This is a genomic window from Herbiconiux ginsengi (genome assembly GCF_900107435.1).
Classification (GTDB): Bacteria; Actinomycetota; Actinomycetes; order Actinomycetales; family Microbacteriaceae; genus Herbiconiux; species Herbiconiux ginsengi.
The window spans coordinates 965,297-980,693 of record NZ_FNPZ01000001.1 but is presented as its reverse complement, the minus strand read 5'-3'; the positions used below and the strand labels follow the sequence as shown (position 1 = coordinate 980,693).

The following is a 15,397-nucleotide window of genomic DNA, read 5'->3' as shown; positions in this document are numbered from 1 at the left end:
GGTGGCGCGGGGGTCAGGCGTCGACTCGGGAGCGATCACGGCGCGCGAGGTAGCGGATCGCGTTCGCGGGGATCGAGACCCAGTCGGGGCGGTTGCGTGCCTCGTAACTGACCTCGTAGAGCGCTTTGTCGAGTTCGAAGGCGTCGAGCAGCGCGCGTTGGGCGCGCAGATCCAGACCCGATCGCGCTATATACCCGTCGAGGAATGCGTCGCGGGCGACGTGCGCCCACTCGCTCACGGCCGCTGCGTGCGGCGACTGCGCGTAGGTTCCCGCCACGTAGTCGAAGGAGCGGAGCATGCCGGCCACATCGCGGAGGGTGACATCCGGTTCGCTCCGTTCCAGCAGCGGACGCATGGGTTCGCCCTCGAAGTCGAGCAGCACCCACCCGCGCCCCGGAACCGCGAGCACCTGACCCAGGTGGTAGTCGCCGTGGATGCGCTGGCAGTCGGGCCACGGGGTCTCCTCCGCCAGGCGGAACACCTGCTCGACGGCCTCGCTCTCGGCGGCCAGCGACGGCACCTCGGCCACGGCCTGGGCGGCCCGCTCGCGCATGCTCGCCATGATGGCGGCCTTCTCGGCGGCGGTCGTGCCGTGCACCGGGAACAGGCGCGCCAACTCCGCGTGCACCTGGGCGGTCGCCTCGCCGAGTGCTCGGGCAGGCGCCGCGAACGACTCACCCGCGTCGGCGGAGCGCAGAGCGACCCGCCACGCATCCTCCACCTCGGGGATGAACTCCTGCGCGAACGCGAGGTGCCCGCTGGCCCGCCCACTCGCCTCGCGCGGGTCGCGCCAGGTGCCCGTGACGTTGCCGACGGCGCGCGGGATGAGCCGCGACCCGGCGTCGGACAACGCCGACTGCACCACGACATCCGGATTCGGTCCGTTGCTGAGCGCCCGGAACACCTTGCAGATCACGGGTTGCGCCGGCTTGCCGTTCGGATGCACGAGGTCGTAGATGATCGACGTGTTCGACTGTTCGCCACGCAGCACATGCGAGTCGGTGACCCGGATGTCGGAACTCGTCAGCGCGTGATGGCCTTCCGCGGAGGCGTCGTGGAAGGCGTCGCTGCGTTCGGCCTCGTCATCGAGCATCAGCCCGAGCAGCGCACGCGTGTAGGCCGGGTCGTGGGGTCCGTCGTAGATGAACACCGGCTTGCCGTCGATCGACGCGCGTTCGATCAGGGCCCGGTCGCCGCCGAGCAGGGTGGAGGAACGGAAGGAGAGGGGCACCTGGTAGAGCACCGGCGTGGCCGCCGATTCATCGAGGATCAGGTGGGTTTCGAGGCCGACTTGATGCCGGTGGTCGACGAGCGACCACATGCCGACGCGGGACAGGACGGGATGCTTGGACGAGGATGCGAACCAGCGTTGGTGCTGAATCCAGTCCGCAAGCGCCGGTCGCACTTCCCGGGAAGGGGGAATTCTCACCGCAGAGACGCTCATGCTCGGACACTACGCCGGGTGGGGAGGACCCGCCAGAGCGATCGTGCTGGGCGTCCGCTCCGAATCGATCGGGCCGGCTGCCCGGATCGCCGCTATTCCGCGTCGCGCTCGGCCGCTGCGGCCGCTTTTCCGAGCTTGACGTCTTTCACGCGGCGATTCTCCGCACGCACCTCGGCCTGGGTGGCCCGCTCGGCCACCAGCCACTCCGGCGGTGCCTGCAGCAGGGCCTGGATCTCCGCCGTGGTGAGCGCATCCGTCACTCCGGCCCGGGCGAGACCCGAGATCGAGACCCCGAGCTTGCGGGCCATCACCTCGCGCGGGTGCGGGCCGTTCAACCGCAGCTGCACCAGCCACTCCGGCGGCGACTCGAGCAGCGTGTTCAGTTCGGCACGTGTCACGGTGCCCTCCTGGAACTCGGCGGGCGCGGCGGTCAGCAGGATCCCGAGCTTCTTCGCGGCCGTCGCCGGCTTCATGGTCTGCGGTGTCTTCTCGGGGCTCATCAGCACAGCGTATCCTGGGCGGGCTGCAGCGGTCTCGCGTTGCGGCGCTGCAGCAGGCCGAACGGAAGGGGACCGGATGCCGTTCCGCGTCGCTTTCGTGCCCGGCGTCACTCCCACCAAATGGTTCCGCACCTGGCAGGAGCGCCAGGAGTCGGTGCGCCCGAGTGAACGCGTGCCGATCGAGGCCGTGCCGATCGAATCGCTCGTGACCGGCGCTGATCCGCTCTCCGTGCTGCGCGACGACGAAGCGGATGTCGCGCTGCTGCGTCTGCCCGTCGACCGCACCGACGTGGGTGCCATCACCCTCTACTCCGAGCTGCCGGTGGTCGTGGTGCCGAAGGACCACGTGGTCACCGCGGTCGACGAGATCGACGTCGCGGACTTGGCAGGCGAACGGATGCTCGAGGTCGCCGTGGGGCCCACCGGCGGCCCCGATGCGGTCGAGCTGGTCGCGGCGGGCGTCGGTGTTCTCGTGCTCCCGAAGTCGGTCGCCCGGCTCTATGGGCGCAAAGACGTCGAGGCGCGGACGGTGACCGGGCTGCCCGAGACGGAGATCGCCCTGGTCTGGCTCAGCGAGCGGCAGACGCCGCTCGTCGACGAGTTCATCGGAGTGGTGCGCGGTCGCACGGCGAACAGCTCCCGCGCCGCAGACGACGCGGAGCGGGCCGCGATCGCCGCGTCGGGGCGCAAGCCGAAGGCCACCGACAAGGCGAAGGCGCGCGCAGCCGAGGCCCGCGCGGCGGCGGCCAAGGCCCAGCCCAAAGGCAAGTCGAAGGCCAAGCCTCCGCGCAAGGCCACCCGCCCGCGTCGCCCGCGCTGACCATCCGGCCGCGGGCGCGTTTCGGGCGAATCTGAGTGGCACAGCACCCGTATGCGGGCCCAACTCGACGCACGTTCGCCCGAAATGACGGCGGGCGGCGCGCGTCGGGCGGAGGAGTGGGCGGGCGGCGCGATTTCGGGAGGAGCAGAGCGCAACCTCCCCCGAATTCGGCCCCGGTCGTGCTCTGCTCCTCCCGAAACGGAGGAGCGCGCCGCATCAGGCGGCGGTGACGGCCTTCGAGTCGGCGGGAACGCGCACGAGCAGGGCGCCCGGGTCGACCCAGGTGTGCACGGCGCGCGCCATGCCCCACTCGTCGCCGTCGAGCTGGATCTCCTCCACGCCGTCGAGGGTCAGTTCGAAGTCGCGGCCCGTGGAGTAGGAGACCGAGCGCACGTCGTTGTTGAGGTCGATGACCTTGCGCCCCACGGCCGACTTGCGCAGCACCCCGTTCTCGAATGCGATCTTGTTCCACACCCGCAGCCAGCCGAACGGCCCCTCCGGCCGCAGCGCGACGATGTCGAGCACACCGTCGTCGGGTCTCGCGTCGGGGATGAGCAGCAGGCCGCCCGGCAGCAGTCCGCAATTGCCCACGATCACGGTGTGCACACTCGTGGTCTTCCACGACGAGCCATCGAGCCGGAATCGCAGCTTCACCGGCTTCAGCTCCGGGATGGCGCGGCCGATGCCGTCGACGTAGGCCAGCCATCCCACGGCCTTCTTCAGCTTCTTGTTCGTCTTGGCGATCATCTTCGCGTCGATACCGAGCCCCGCCATCACGAGGAAGACCTTCTCCTCCACCGAGTCGTCTTCGCGCGTCACGTCGATCACGCCGACATCGATGCGACGGTCGTGCCCGGTGAACACGGCCGTCACCGCCTGCTCGACGTTGGTGAGGGTCAGGTCGAGGTTGCGGGCCAGGAGGTTGCCGGTGCCCACGGGCAGAAGACCGATCGGCACCCCGGTGTCGCGCAGGCCCTCGGCCACCGCGCGCACGGTGCCGTCACCACCCGCCGCCACCACCACTGCCGCGCCCCGGGCGACTGCTTCGCGGGCGATCCGCTCGCCGGCGTCGTCGAGCGTGGTCTCGAACCAGAGCGTCTCGGCCCAGCCGGCGGCCTTCTCGGCCGCGGCCACGACCGGGCGCAGGCGGGAGGCGTCGACTTTGACGGGGTTGACGACTACGGCGGCTCTTGGGGCGGGCGCTGCGGCTGTGTTAGCTGCCTCGGGGGCCGTGCTGCGCGCGGCCTCCTCGGGCGTCGCCGGTCCTTGCCCGGCGCCGCGCGACATGTTCCGGTGAGGTCGCTTCGCGGCCTCGCCGTCACCCTGGGATGTACTGGCTGCCTCGGGGGCCGTGCTGCGCGCGGCCTCATCTTGGGTCATCGATAAGGGCCCGTTGGTTGCGATCGCGTGGGGAAGTCGTGGGGGTCGTGAGGGCGTGTGCTCACCGTGGGGCGTCGAGTAAGGCCCGTTGCGTCGTGCCACGTGCCAACCGTATCGGTTCCTGGCGGGCTATCGAGCCGAAGTCCGGGCCCTTGCCGCCCCGAGGCGCAAAGTAGGATTGGGGGGTGATCGATCCAGTGCTCTTGCGTGAAAGCCCCGATGTCGTCAGGAAATCGCAGCGAGCGCGGGGGTCCTCGGTGCAGCTCGTCGACCAGGCCCTCGCAGCCGACACCGAGCGGCGTGCCGCCATCCTGGAGTTCGAGAACCTGCGGGCCGAGCAGAACGCCTTCGGCAAGCAGGTTGCCGCGGCTCCGAAAGAGGAGAAGAAGGCACTCGTCGAGCAGGCCCAGGCGCTCGCCGCGTCGGTGAAGCTCGCCAACCAGCGGGCGACGGATGCGGAGAATGCGTTCGTCGAGACCGCACGGCAGATCCAGAACATCGTCATCGACGGCGTGCCCGAAGGCGGCGAAGACAACTTCGTGACGCTGCGCGAGGTCGGCACCAAGCCGGTCTTCGACTTCGAGCCGCGCGACCACGTCGAGCTCGGCGAGACCCTCGGCGTCTTCGACCTCGCTCGTGGCGCGAAGGTCTCGGGAGCACGCTTCTACTTCCTCACCGGCATCGGCGCCCGCCTCGAGATCGCACTGATGAACCTCGCCCTCGACCGCGCTCTTGCCGCGGGCTTCACCCCGCTCATCACGCCCACACTGGTGCGGCCCGAGACGATGGACGGCACCGGATTCCTCGGCGAGCACGCCGACGAGGTCTACTACCTGCCGGCCGACGAGCTCTTCCTCACGGGCACCAGCGAGGTGGCGCTCGCCGGGTTCCACATGGGCGAGATCCTCGAGTTCCCGGCCGACGGTGCGGGGCTGCGCTACGCCGGCTGGTCGACCTGTTACCGGCGCGAAGCCGGCTCGCACGGAAAAGACACCCGGGGCATCCTGCGCGTGCACCAGTTCAACAAGCTCGAGATGTTCAGCTACGTGCTGCCCGAGAACGCTGAGGCCGAGCACGAGGCGCTGCTGGGCTACCAGGAGGGCATGCTCACCGACCTCGGTCTCGCCTACCGCGTCATCGACGTGGCGGCCGGCGACCTCGGCTCGAGCGCCGCCCGCAAGTTCGACACCGAGGCCTGGGTGCCCTCGCAGCAGACCTACCGCGAGCTCACCTCCACCTCGAACTGCACCACCTACCAGGCTCGCCGGCTCGACACGCGCTACCGCACGGAGACGGGCAAGACGGCGCCGGTCGCCACCCTCAACGGCACGCTCGCGACCACCCGCTGGATCGTCGCGCTGCTCGAGACGCACCAGCAGGCCGATGGCTCGGTCGTGATCCCGGAGGTGCTGAGGCCTTACCTCGGCGGACTCGAGCTGATCGAGGCGAAGTGAGCGGGGCATCCGAACCGCGGGGTGAATCCGCTGCCGCGACAGATTCCGCCGAGGCATCCGCCGATCGCTGGCTCGTGGCGCTCGACATCGACGGCACGGTGCTGCACGAAGACGGCACCCTGAGCGACATCGTGGGCGCCGAGGTGCGCCGCGTGGTGGCCGAGGGCAACGAGGTGATGCTGGCAACCGGGCGTTCGGTCGCCACCACGCTCCCGGTGCTGCAACTGCTCGGCATCGCGCCCGAGTTCGTGGTGTGTGCGAACGGCGCCATCACGCTCGCCCGCGACGCGTCGGAGCCGCTCGGCTACCGGCGGGAGCACGTCGAGATCTTCGATCCGGGGCCGGTGCTCCGGAAGATCCGCTCCCACCTCTCCGAGGCCGTGTTCGCGGTGGAGGACGAGGACGGCTGGTTCCGCTACACCGAGGCTTTTCCCGAGACCGTCCTGGGCGCCGGCAGCGAGCAGGTGACCTTCGAGGAGCTGATCGAGACCGAGGCGACTCGCGTCGTGGTGATCTCACCCGACCACGACATGGAGGACTTCCTCGCCGTGGTGGAGCGGATGGGCCTGCACCGCGTGAGCTACTCGATCGGCTGGACGGCGTGGCTCGACATCGCGCCCGACGGCGTGAACAAGGCGACCGGGCTCGAACGCGTGCGCGAGCGGCTCGGCATCCCGCGCGATCGCGTCCTGGCGATCGGCGACGGGCGCAACGACATCGACATGTTCCGCTGGGCCGGCGAGTCGGGGCGCGCCGTGGCCATGGGCCAGGCGCCGCGCGACGTGATCGACGTGGCCACGGAGGTCACCGCATCCGTCTACGACGACGGAGTGGCCGGGGTGCTCGGCTCCCTCTGAAGCCCGGTAGCCCCCTCGGAGCACGCAACGCGGCGGCGGGCGGTATGCTCGTGGCTGGTTGCGCAGGCCTGGCCGGCGCAACCGGGAGGGCTGTCCGAGCGGCCGATGGAGCCAGTCTTGAAAACTGGTGAGGTGTTAAAGCCTTCTAGGGTTCGAATCCCTAGCCCTCCGCCAGATCGCTTGCTCCGCCCCCTTCGTGCGCGTACAATTTCACGTACAGGAGGCCCCGTCATGAAGACCATGTCGTATTCGGAGTCCCGCGCGCATTACGCGGAGACCCTGTCGTCGGTCGTCGACGACAGCGAAGAGGTCGTCATCACGCGCGCCGGTCATGAACCCGTCGTCATCGTGTCGCTCGCCGAGTACGAATCCTTGAAAGAGACGGCATATCTGCTCCGCAGCCCCGAGAACGCCCGCCGGCTCCTGGGCGCGATCGGCCGTCTGGAGTCCGGCCACGGTCGCGAGCGCGATCTCGCGGAATGATGTTCGTCTGGGATGAAGAGGCCTGGGCGGACTACGAGTGGTGGCAGGCGCAGGACCGCCGCATCCTGAAGCGCGTCAACGCCCTTCTGCGCGACATCGCCCGCAACGGCAACGAGGGCATCGGTAAGCCCGAAGCTCTGAAACACGGCTTCCACGGCTTCTGGTCGCGGCGCATCTCCGACGAGCATCGGCTCGTCTACCGGGTCGACGACGACCAGGTGCTCGTCGCCGGCTGCAGATATCACTACGGCAGCTGACGCGCACCCGCAGCGGCGCGGATGTTCTCGATGAGGGCACGGATCTGGGGGCGGCGGCCGGCGCCGTGGCGCACGGCGAGCGAGAGCACCCACGGCGCCATCGGCTCGGCAAGGGGGATCCGCACGCACCCGATCGTGTCGACCACGTCGGGCACCACCGCGACGCCGAAGCCGGCGGCGACGCAGGGCGCCACACTGGGAAGGTCGGCGAGCTCTGCGGCGATGTGCCTCACGATGCTGTGCTCGGCGAGCACGTGATCGAGCTGCACCCGGTTGCCGAAGCCAGGCAGCACGTCGACCCAGTCGTCGGCCGCGAGGTCGGCGAGCGACACCGATCGGGCGCTCGCGAGGCGGTGTGTCTCGGGCAGCAGCGCCACGAACTCCACCTCCACGAGCGGCCAGGAATCCAGGTCGGGCGGCGCCGGCACCGCCGTCAGAGCCAGGTCGAGGCGGCCGTGCGCGAGGTCGTCGAGCAGCCCGGTCGAGCCGGTCGGCGATGCCACCAACTGGATGTCGACCAGCGGATGCTCGCGTCGGAAGCCTCCCAGGATGACCGGCAGATCGAGCACCTGCATCGCCGCGAACGTGCCCATCCGCACCCGTCCGCGGAGTCCGGCCCCCGACTCCGTCGCCACCTGCCGGAATCCTTCGAGATCGTCGAGCAGCGCTCGTGCGAGTGGCAGCAGGGCCTCACCCGCGGGGAGGAGAGTCACCGTCTTCGTGGTGCGCTCGAACAGCCGCACACCGAGTTCGCGCTCGAGGCTGCGGAGTCCGGCCGAGACCGTCGACTGGGCCACGAAGAGGCTCTCGGATGCCCGGGTCACGTTTCGTTCGTCGGCCACGGTCACGAAGTACTCGAGCAGACGTGTCTCCATGCGTCGATAATAGAGGAAAGCGATTAGTCTTATCAGGATAAATCGTTGGACTCGATGAGGCATCGAGGGCATCCTCGAAGCATGACCTCGACCGCCTCCGTTTCGATCGCTTCCGAACTCCCGGGAGAGCTCCCGACCCGCCGCCTCCGTCTTCCGCACCGCGCCGGTTTCTGGGTGACGGCGGTCGCCTTCCTCGTGATGATGGCCTTCAACACCGTGCCCACTCCGTTGTACGCGCTCTATCAGCAGCGTGACGGCTTTCCTACTGCGGTCGTCACGGTGGTCTTCGCCGCCTACTCGATCGGCGTGATGCTGGCGCTGTATCTCGCCGGGCACGTGAGCGACCGGGTGGGTCGACGACCCGTCATCCTCTCCGCCGTCGTGATCGAGGTGCTGGCCGCCGTGCTGTTCCTGGTCTGGTCGGCGCCGGTGGGCCTGGTGCTCGCTCGATTCGTGGCCGGACTGGGCATCGGGATGCTCACGGCCACCGCCACCGCGCACCTGGCCGACCTGCGCCGCATCGCGCGTCCCGACGCCGGCATCGGCTTCGCGGCCACGATCGCGGGGGTCGCGAACATGGGCGGACTCGCCCTCGGGCCGCTGATCGGCGGGGTCTTCGCCGAGTGGCTCCCGATGCCGCTCGTTGCTCCCTACCTCGCCTTCCTCGCCGCCTTCGTGGCGATCGGCTTCGCCTACGCATTCGTGCCCGAGACGGTCGACTCGTCGCGCGAGCACGCGCCCTACCGCCCGCAGCGGGTGCGCGTGCCGCGGGAGAGCCGCGGCGCCTATTGGGCGGCCGGCATCGGCGGCTTCGTGGCCTTCGCCATCACGGGACTGTTCGGCTCGGTCGCGCCGACCTTCCTCGCGCAGATCCTGCACCAGAGCGACCGCTTCGTGGCCGGGCTCGTGGCGTTCTCGGTGTTCGGAGCCGCCGCGCTCGCTCAAGTGGTGTTCTCGAGGTGGTCGACGCGGGGGCAGCTCGTGCTGGGCGTGACGGCGATGGTGGCGGGGCTCCTCGCTCTCGGCGCCGCGGACCTGTCGGGTTCGGCCGTTCTCTTCGTGGGAGGCGGGGTCGTTGCTGGAGCAGGTGTGGGCCTGGTCTTCCGCGGGGCCCTCGCGACGGCCGGCGCCTTGGCGGGTGACGGCAACCGCAGCGAGATCACGGCGGGCATCTTCCTCCTCTCCTTCGCCGGTATGACCGCCGTGCCGCTTTTGATCGGCGGGGCCCTCCTCGTGCTTCCTCTGGTGCCCGTGCTGCTCGGCGCCGTGGCCGTGATGCTCGCGCTGATCGTGTGGGCAGGGCCGCTGATGATCCGGGCCACGTCGACACCTGCAGCGTCCTGAAGCAGAAAATCGGCCTGATCGGTCGATTGATGCGGTTTTCCGCATTTGCTGTGAGAGGGCTCGACGGCGGTTAACCCCCCGTTATAGGGTCATCGCGTCGGCGCCGAGCGTCGGCACGGGGCGAGCAACTGGACACGGGCGCGAGGGCGCCGACCGGACTTCCGCCCTGCCGTTCTCTCGCGCATCCGGTGCCCCTGCCGCCTCGTCGTTCCCGATCGACCCGGTGACAAGGAGCCGAATCAATGAAGAAGCGGACCATTCTGGGCGCAGCATGCGCCGCCACGATCGCGGCGGTCGCGGTCGCCGCCCCCGCCTATGCCGGTGGCCACCATGACGGCGGATGGCATCACGACGTCCCCGAAGCGCCCACCCTCAGTCTCGACCCGGTGGCCACTCTGGCCGACGGGCTGATCTCTCCCCTCAGCCTCGACGTCGACAGACACGGCGACTCCTATCTCTCGCAGAATTTCATCGGCGAACTGAACGGGGTGAGCGGCGAGGGCGAGCTCAGTACGCTCGCGACCGCCTCCGTGCCCGGCAACGAGATCGGTGCGGTGTCGTCGCGGCACGGCACCGTGTACTTCAGCCAGAACGACCAGCCGAACGGGGTGGCGAATCTGATGTCGCTCGAGGAGGGCGGCACTCCCGAAGCCCTTGCCGACCTCGGTGCCTACGAGGCCGAGGTCAACCCCGACCAGGTGAACACCTACGGCTTCACCGACCTCGACCCGGCGTGCGCGGCTCAGGTCGACCCGAACGGCCCCGCAGGTGAGCCCACCTACACGGGCAAGGTCGATTCGCATCCGTACGCCTCGCTGGCACTGCGCCACGAGATCTACGTCGCGGATGCCGGCGGCAACGACATCGTGCGCGTCGACTACGACGGCGAGATCTCGACGGCGGCCGTGCTGCCGCCCACCGAGCCCGTCGTCGTGACCGCTGAACTCGCGGCGCAGTTCGGCTTCCCGGACTGCGTCGTGGGCGCGAGCTATGTGTTCGAGCCGGTGCCGACGGATGTCGAGCGCGGCGACGACGGCTGGCTCTACGTCTCGAGCCTCCCGGGCGGCCCCGAAGACCCGAGCCTGGGTCTGCGCGGCAGTGTCTACAAGGTGAACCCCGACAGCGGCGAGGTGGAACTCGTCGCCACCGGGTTCGGCGGCGCGACCGGCATCGCGGTCGACAAGGACTCCGGCGTGGTGCTGGTGGCCGAGTTGTTCGGCGGCCCCGACGGCACCGGCCAGATCTCAGCAGTGTCGTCTCGCTCGGGCGAGGTGTTCGCCGCCTTCCCGGTGTCGTCGCCGGCGGCCATCGAGCTGCGTGACGGAATGGTCTACGCGACGACGGATGCCTTCGTGCCCGACGAATCCGGAAACCCCCAGCCGATCGGCAAGCTGAGCCTCTACCAGCTGACCGACGACGATCACGGCGGTTGCTGGGGCGACGACGGGGAGCACGAGGAAGAGGACGGTTAGCCTCCGACTCCCCGAACACCGCGCGGCGCCCTGCGACCTCCCCCGGTCGCGGGGCGCTGCCTCCGTGGGCTCGCTCAGACCACCTGCGGTCGTGCCGACGCCCGCAGGCGCACGGCGTCGCGGGCGGGTGGTTCGCCGAAGGCGCGACGGTACTCGCGGCTGAACTGGGAGGGGCTGTCGTAGCCCACCCGGAAGCCGACTCCCGCGATGTCGTCGGTGGCCGCGAGCAGGAGCGTGCGCGCCTCCTGCAGGCGGATCTGCTTCTGGAACTGGATCGGCGTCATGGAGGTCGCCGCGCGGAAGTGGCGATGGAAGGCGGTGGAGCTCATCCGCGCCATCTGCGCCAGGTCGTCCACCCGCAGCGGATCGGCGTAGTGCTCGCGAATCCAGCGCACCGAGCGGGCCACCCGGGCCAGGCTGCCGTCGGCCACCCCGATCTGCCGCACGAGAGCGCCCTGGTCGCCGGTGAGCAGTCGCCAGACGATCTCGCGCCGGTAGGCCTCGGCGAGCACGGGCACGTCGGCCGGGTGATCGAGGAGGGCGAGCATCCGCACCATCGCGTCGACCAGCTCGGGCGCCGCGTCGCTCACGGCCAGACCGGCGACGACCGGGGTGGGCTGCGCCGGGGCCTCGAGCAACAGCGACGCGATGAGTGCCGGGTCGAGGGCCAGCGTCGCCACGGCGAACGGATGCTCGGCACTCGCCTCCAGCACGAGTCCGGTGACCGGCAGATCGAGGGAGACCACGAGGAACTGACCTGCGTGGTAGTCGTAGGCCATGCCGTTCAGCACGGTGCGCTTGGTGCCCTGGGTGACCAGCGCCAACGAGGGGCGCGACATCACCGCCGCCGGTTCGGTCGGCTGAGCAGACACCCCGATGCTCAGGCCCTCGAGTACGTCGTGGCGGACCCCGCCGCGTGAGTGCCGCAGCACCAGCTCGCGCAGTTCGTCGATTCCGGCCATGCGTCCAGTCAAGCACGGGGGTCACGGCTGTGAGCATGATCCGGTCGAGGGCGGCGGGATCGTGCACGAGAAGGGCGCGATCTGTCTACGCTGCACCTCGCCTCCGGTGGTGACATGGAGGAACGGTGCAGACGCACCACAGTGAGGAACGAACGACATGCAGCACAGAACACTCGGCGCCACCGGCATCCGGGTCAGCGAATTCGCCTTGGGCACCATGATGTTCGGGCAGATGGGCAATCCCGACCACGACGACGCGATCCGCATCATCCACAGCGCCCTGGACGCGGGGATCGACTTCATCGACACGGCCGACGTCTACTCGGGCGGCGAGTCGGAGGAGATCGTGGGCAAAGCCCTGCGCGGCCGGCGTGACCAGGTGGTGCTCGCCACCAAGTTCGGCCTGCCGATGAGCGGCGACCCGAGGCAGGGCGGGGCGTCGCGGCGCTGGATCGTGCAGGCGGTCGACGACAGCCTGCGCCGGCTCGGCACCGACCGCATCGATCTCTACCAATTGCACCGGCCCGACTACGACACCGCCATCGAGGAGACCCTCTCGGCCCTGACCGACCTGGTGACCGCGGGCAAGATCCGCGCGTTCGGCTCGTCGACCTTCCCGGCCGACCGCATCGTGGAAGCCCAATGGGCAGCTGAGCGGCGGGGCACCCACCGGTTCCTCAGCGAGCAGCCGATGTACTCGCTCTTCGACCGCTCGCTCGAGGCGGCCGTGCTGCCGGCGGCCCAGCGACACGGCATGGGCGTGCTGACGTACAGCCCGCTGAACGGCGGTTGGCTCTCCGGCCACGCGGATGTCGCCTCCCGCCACCGCGCGGGCAGCCGCCCGGCGATGTACGACCCCACCAGCCGCGGAGGAGCCGCGAAGACGGCGGCGCTCGCCGAACTGCGGTCGGTGGCGGATGACGCGGGCCTCACACTGCCGCAGCTCGCGCTGGGGTTCGTGCTCGCGCATCCGGCGGTCACCTCCGTGATCATCGGGCCGCGCACGCAGGAGCAGCTCGACGGGCTGCTCACGGCTGACGGAGTGCGGCTGGATGCCGCGACCCTCGACCGCATCGATGCGATCGTGCCGCCCGGAACCGACCTCGACCCCGACGACAACTACAACGCGGCACCGCCGGCCCTTCGCGACGCGGCCCTACGTCGTCGGGCGGCCTGACGCGACGCTGATCCGCACGTTCTGGCGCTATCCGACCCCTCGGAAGCGCGAAAACGTGCGGATCAGTCGTTGCGAGGCGCGCTGGTCACGCGGCGAGGAGGGCGTCGAGGCGCTCGTAGCCCTCGACCACGCCCTTCTCCATGCCGTTCTCGATCATGCCGTCGCGGGCCTCGACGCTCGGGAAGGTGCTCCAGCCGGTGACGCGGCTGCGCCCGCCGCCGAGGTCGTCGAAGCGCGCCGTCTCGAGCGAGACGAAGTCGGGCATCCCTTCCCATTCGAAGGTCTGGATGATCAGCTCGTCGGGACGGGCCCGGTGGAACACGCCGTTGAAGGCGTACTCGTTGCCCTCCGGGTCGACGTGAACGTAGCGGTAGCGGCCGCCGTCGCGCACGTCGTACTCCTCGAGCCGCACCTCGTAGCCGTTCGGCCCGAGCCATTGCTTCACGAGCTCGGGATCGGAGTAGGCGTTGTAGACGGCGGAGACGGGTGCATCGAACTCGCGAACGATCTCGATGAACGGAACGCCCGTGGGGGCGGTGATGGTGACGGGGTTGGTCATTTCTTCTTCTCCTTCTCTTTCTGCAGCACCGCGTCGAGACGGCGGAACTGCTGTTCGTGGGCGATCCGGTAGCCGTCGATCCAGCTGGTGAGCCGCTCGAGGGTGGCCGGAGCGAGGTGCACCGGCCGGCGCTGCGCGTCGCGGCTCCGCGTCACCAGGCCGGCGGCCTCGAGCACCTGGACGTGCCTCGACACCGCCTGGACCGTGATGGCGAAGGGCTCGGCGAGCTCGTTCACCGTGGCCGGACCGCGGCTCAGGCGGGCGATCATCCGCCGCCGCACCGGGTCGGCCAGTGCCATGAACGCACGATCGAGTTCGCCGTCTGCGTCATCCTCTTCGAGCATCATCAACCTATCTGTTTATCAATGATTTGATTGAATAATAGATCGAGGCGATGCTACCGTCAACCCCTTCGCCGATGAGACTCTCAGTTTCATACGCGAACATGGAAGGTCTGCTTGTCCGCTTACCCGACCCCGTCACCACAATGAAGCATCCGCACGCGCGCCATCCGATCGCTCGTCACGGACGTCTGAAGACCCCGCATCCCGTCGCGCTGGTCGCTCAGTATCTCGCCGTGGCGCTCGCCGTCGTGCTCGTGAGCGGGGCGGCGTTCGCGGGGTATGCGACCTGGAGCGTCTCGAGCGAGGTGCAGACCGTGGCGCTCGCCGGCGAGACGGATGGCCCGCCTCCGCAGATCTCGGCCATCGACGGCGGCGTGAACCTGCTGCTCGTGGGCAGCGACAGTCGTGCGGGCCAGGGCGACGCCTACGGCGAGACCGAGGGCAACCTCAACGACGTGACGATGCTGATGCACATCGCGCAGGATCACTCGAGCGCCACCGTGGTGAGCTTTCCGCGCGACATGGTGGTGCCGGTGCCGTCGTGCCCCGATCCTGCCGGCGGCAGCTTCGACGCGATGAGCGCGCAGCCCATCAACGTCACGCTCTCCTACGGGGGCCTGCCGTGCACCGTGCTGACGGTGGAGGCGCTGACGGGACTCAGCATCCCGTTCGCCGCGGAGATCCAGTTCAACGGTGTGATCGAGATGTCGAACGCGGTCGGCGGCGTGCCCGTGTGCGTGGTCGATCCGATCGACGACGAGTACACCGGCGTGGTGCTCGACTCCGGCACCCATGTGCTGCAGGGGGCGGATGCGCTCGGCTTCCTGCGCACCCGGCACGGTGTCGGCGACGGCAGCGACCTCGGCCGCATCTCGTCGCAGCAGGTGTTCTTGTCGTCGCTCGTGCGCACGATGAAGTCGAGTGAGACGCTCGGTGACTTCGGAAAGCTCTACGGCATCGCGCGGGCGGCCTCGAGCAACATGGTGCTCTCGCAGAGCCTGGCCTCGCCCGACACGCTGGTCTCGATCGCCCTGGCGTTGAAGGACATCGATCTCGACCGGGTGACCTTCGTGGCGTATCCGGGGGTCACGGGCGGCGACGGGGTCTACGCGGGCAAGGTGGAGCCGCTCTACGATGACGCGGCCGTGCTGTTCTCGGCGATCTCGGCCGATCAGCCGGTGATCACCGCCGATCCGGCTAACACCGGGATCGGCGCGGTCGTCGACCCGAACGCGCCCACGACGGCTGCGCCCGCGACGCCCGCGACCCCGTCTCCGGACGTCGCGGGCGATACCGCTGCCGATGGAACGGCCACGACACAGACGCCCGAAGTCGCGAAGACCCCCACCGCCCTGCCACAATCGATCACGGGGCAAACCGCAGCGGAATACACCTGCTCGAAGGGGAACGACGATTAGTCGGAAGACGGATGCGACACCGGTCGCTCGACACGGCCGGCAGAAGTCGTC

General features: G+C 69.4%; 16 protein-coding genes and 1 tRNA gene. 10 read left to right on the top strand and 7 right to left on the bottom strand.

The window, feature by feature from the left end:
* Window positions 1-13: 13 nt before the first annotated feature.
* Together BLW00_RS04740 and BLW00_RS04735 are read right to left on the bottom strand one after the other, a co-directional pair.
* The gene (locus BLW00_RS04740; protein ID WP_092549881.1) at window positions 14-1,444 is read right to left on the bottom strand and encodes a maltokinase N-terminal cap-like domain-containing protein; all 1,431 of its coding nucleotides are present in this window, start codon (window positions 1,442-1,444) and stop codon (window positions 14-16) included.
* Window positions 1,445-1,536: 92 nt separating this feature from the next.
* Window positions 1,537-1,944: a DUF5997 family protein gene (locus BLW00_RS04735; RefSeq protein ID WP_092551978.1), complete on the bottom strand. Its 408-nt coding sequence runs from the start codon at window positions 1,942-1,944 to the stop codon at window positions 1,537-1,539.
* Between the two features lie 76 nt (window positions 1,945-2,020).
* Here BLW00_RS04735 and BLW00_RS04730 point away from each other — a divergent pair, with 76 nt between their 5' ends.
* Window positions 2,021-2,764 carry a LysR substrate-binding domain-containing protein gene (locus BLW00_RS04730; RefSeq protein WP_092549878.1) on the top strand — a complete coding sequence of 248 codons (744 nt, stop codon included), beginning with the start codon at window positions 2,021-2,023 and terminating at the stop codon, window positions 2,762-2,764.
* Window positions 2,765-2,980: 216 nt separating this feature from the next.
* On the opposite strand, the gene BLW00_RS04725 is transcribed toward BLW00_RS04730, so the two are convergent.
* Entirely contained in the window at window positions 2,981-4,144 is a 1,164-nt protein-coding gene (locus BLW00_RS04725; protein ID WP_245741265.1) for a diacylglycerol/lipid kinase family protein, read from the bottom strand.
* A gap of 185 nt (window positions 4,145-4,329) precedes the next feature.
* Here BLW00_RS04725 and serS point away from each other — a divergent pair, with 185 nt between their 5' ends.
* The 5 genes from serS (at window position 4,330) to BLW00_RS04700 (ending at window position 7,195) form a co-directional block, all read left to right on the top strand.
* Window positions 4,330-5,598: a serine--tRNA ligase gene (serS, locus tag BLW00_RS04720; protein WP_092549872.1), complete on the top strand. Its 1,269-nt coding sequence runs from the start codon at window positions 4,330-4,332 to the stop codon at window positions 5,596-5,598.
* Complete coding sequence (locus BLW00_RS04715; RefSeq protein WP_217634292.1) at window positions 5,595-6,455, top strand: HAD family hydrolase; 861 nt, start codon at window positions 5,595-5,597, stop codon at window positions 6,453-6,455. The genes serS and BLW00_RS04715 overlap by 4 nt, the downstream gene beginning before the upstream one ends.
* 84 nt (window positions 6,456-6,539) lie before the next feature.
* Window positions 6,540-6,629: transfer RNA gene (locus BLW00_RS04710), tRNA-Ser, on the top strand.
* A 57-nt stretch (window positions 6,630-6,686) separates the two neighbouring features.
* A complete protein-coding gene (locus BLW00_RS04705; protein WP_092549869.1) occupies window positions 6,687-6,938 on the top strand; it encodes a type II toxin-antitoxin system Phd/YefM family antitoxin in 252 nt (83 codons plus the stop codon).
* Window positions 6,935-7,195 carry a Txe/YoeB family addiction module toxin gene (locus tag BLW00_RS04700; protein WP_092549866.1) on the top strand — a complete coding sequence of 87 codons (261 nt, stop codon included), beginning with the start codon at window positions 6,935-6,937 and terminating at the stop codon, window positions 7,193-7,195. The genes BLW00_RS04705 and BLW00_RS04700 overlap by 4 nt, the downstream gene beginning before the upstream one ends.
* Here BLW00_RS04700 and BLW00_RS04695 read toward each other — a convergent pair.
* Window positions 7,183-8,070: a LysR family transcriptional regulator gene (locus BLW00_RS04695; RefSeq protein ID WP_175494138.1), complete on the bottom strand. Its 888-nt coding sequence runs from the start codon at window positions 8,068-8,070 to the stop codon at window positions 7,183-7,185. The genes BLW00_RS04700 and BLW00_RS04695 overlap by 13 nt on opposite strands.
* Before the next feature lie 81 nt (window positions 8,071-8,151).
* On the opposite strand from BLW00_RS04695, the gene BLW00_RS04690 reads away from it, so the two are divergent.
* Window positions 8,152-9,414, top strand: coding sequence for an MFS transporter (locus BLW00_RS04690; RefSeq protein ID WP_092549860.1), 1,263 nt, complete (start codon window positions 8,152-8,154; stop codon window positions 9,412-9,414).
* A 242-nt stretch (window positions 9,415-9,656) separates the two neighbouring features.
* Window positions 9,657-10,886, top strand: a complete 1,230-nt coding sequence (locus BLW00_RS04685) for a ScyD/ScyE family protein (RefSeq protein WP_092549857.1) — start codon at window positions 9,657-9,659, stop codon at window positions 10,884-10,886.
* Window positions 10,887-10,960: 74 nt separating this feature from the next.
* Here BLW00_RS04685 and BLW00_RS04680 read toward each other — a convergent pair whose 3' ends face one another.
* A complete protein-coding gene (locus BLW00_RS04680) occupies window positions 10,961-11,848 on the bottom strand; it encodes an AraC family transcriptional regulator (RefSeq protein WP_092549854.1) in 888 nt (295 codons plus the stop codon).
* Between the two features lie 157 nt (window positions 11,849-12,005).
* Here BLW00_RS04680 and BLW00_RS04675 point away from each other — a divergent pair, with 157 nt between their 5' ends.
* The gene (locus tag BLW00_RS04675; protein ID WP_092549851.1) at window positions 12,006-13,025 is read left to right on the top strand and encodes an aldo/keto reductase; all 1,020 of its coding nucleotides are present in this window, start codon (window positions 12,006-12,008) and stop codon (window positions 13,023-13,025) included.
* An 85-nt stretch (window positions 13,026-13,110) separates the two neighbouring features.
* Here BLW00_RS04675 and BLW00_RS04670 read toward each other — a convergent pair whose 3' ends face one another.
* Together BLW00_RS04670 and BLW00_RS04665 are read right to left on the bottom strand one after the other, a co-directional pair.
* Window positions 13,111-13,584, bottom strand: coding sequence for an SRPBCC family protein (locus BLW00_RS04670; RefSeq protein WP_092549848.1), 474 nt, complete (start codon window positions 13,582-13,584; stop codon window positions 13,111-13,113).
* The gene (locus BLW00_RS04665) at window positions 13,581-13,928 is read right to left on the bottom strand and encodes an ArsR/SmtB family transcription factor (RefSeq protein WP_092551972.1); all 348 of its coding nucleotides are present in this window, start codon (window positions 13,926-13,928) and stop codon (window positions 13,581-13,583) included. The genes BLW00_RS04670 and BLW00_RS04665 overlap by 4 nt, the downstream gene beginning before the upstream one ends.
* Window positions 13,929-14,071: 143 nt before the next feature.
* Here BLW00_RS04665 and BLW00_RS04660 point away from each other — a divergent pair, with 143 nt between their 5' ends.
* Entirely contained in the window at window positions 14,072-15,346 is a 1,275-nt protein-coding gene (locus tag BLW00_RS04660) for an LCP family protein (protein WP_092549845.1), read from the top strand.
* The last annotated feature ends 51 nt before the right edge of the window (window positions 15,347-15,397 follow it).

Coding starts and splice junctions, on each gene's coding strand:
- BLW00_RS04740 (WP_092549881.1), bottom strand. CDS start 1,444: ATGAGCGTCTCTGCGGTGAGAATTCCCCCTTCCCGGGAAGTGCGACCG.
- BLW00_RS04735 (WP_092551978.1), bottom strand. CDS start 1,944: ATGAGCCCCGAGAAGACACCGCAGACCATGAAGCCGGCGACGGCCGCG.
- BLW00_RS04730 (WP_092549878.1), top strand. CDS start 2,021: ATGCCGTTCCGCGTCGCTTTCGTGCCCGGCGTCACTCCCACCAAATGG.
- BLW00_RS04725 (WP_245741265.1), bottom strand. CDS start 4,144: ATGACCCAAGATGAGGCCGCGCGCAGCACGGCCCCCGAGGCAGCCAGT.
- BLW00_RS04705 (WP_092549869.1), top strand. CDS start 6,687: ATGAAGACCATGTCGTATTCGGAGTCCCGCGCGCATTACGCGGAGACC.
- BLW00_RS04700 (WP_092549866.1), top strand. CDS start 6,935: ATGATGTTCGTCTGGGATGAAGAGGCCTGGGCGGACTACGAGTGGTGG.
- BLW00_RS04695 (WP_175494138.1), bottom strand. CDS start 8,070: ATGGAGACACGTCTGCTCGAGTACTTCGTGACCGTGGCCGACGAACGA.
- BLW00_RS04690 (WP_092549860.1), top strand. CDS start 8,152: ATGACCTCGACCGCCTCCGTTTCGATCGCTTCCGAACTCCCGGGAGAG.
- BLW00_RS04685 (WP_092549857.1), top strand. CDS start 9,657: ATGAAGAAGCGGACCATTCTGGGCGCAGCATGCGCCGCCACGATCGCG.
- BLW00_RS04680 (WP_092549854.1), bottom strand. CDS start 11,848: ATGGCCGGAATCGACGAACTGCGCGAGCTGGTGCTGCGGCACTCACGC.
- BLW00_RS04675 (WP_092549851.1), top strand. CDS start 12,006: ATGCAGCACAGAACACTCGGCGCCACCGGCATCCGGGTCAGCGAATTC.
- BLW00_RS04670 (WP_092549848.1), bottom strand. CDS start 13,584: ATGACCAACCCCGTCACCATCACCGCCCCCACGGGCGTTCCGTTCATC.
- BLW00_RS04665 (WP_092551972.1), bottom strand. CDS start 13,928: ATGCTCGAAGAGGATGACGCAGACGGCGAACTCGATCGTGCGTTCATG.
- BLW00_RS04660 (WP_092549845.1), top strand. CDS start 14,072: ATGAAGCATCCGCACGCGCGCCATCCGATCGCTCGTCACGGACGTCTG.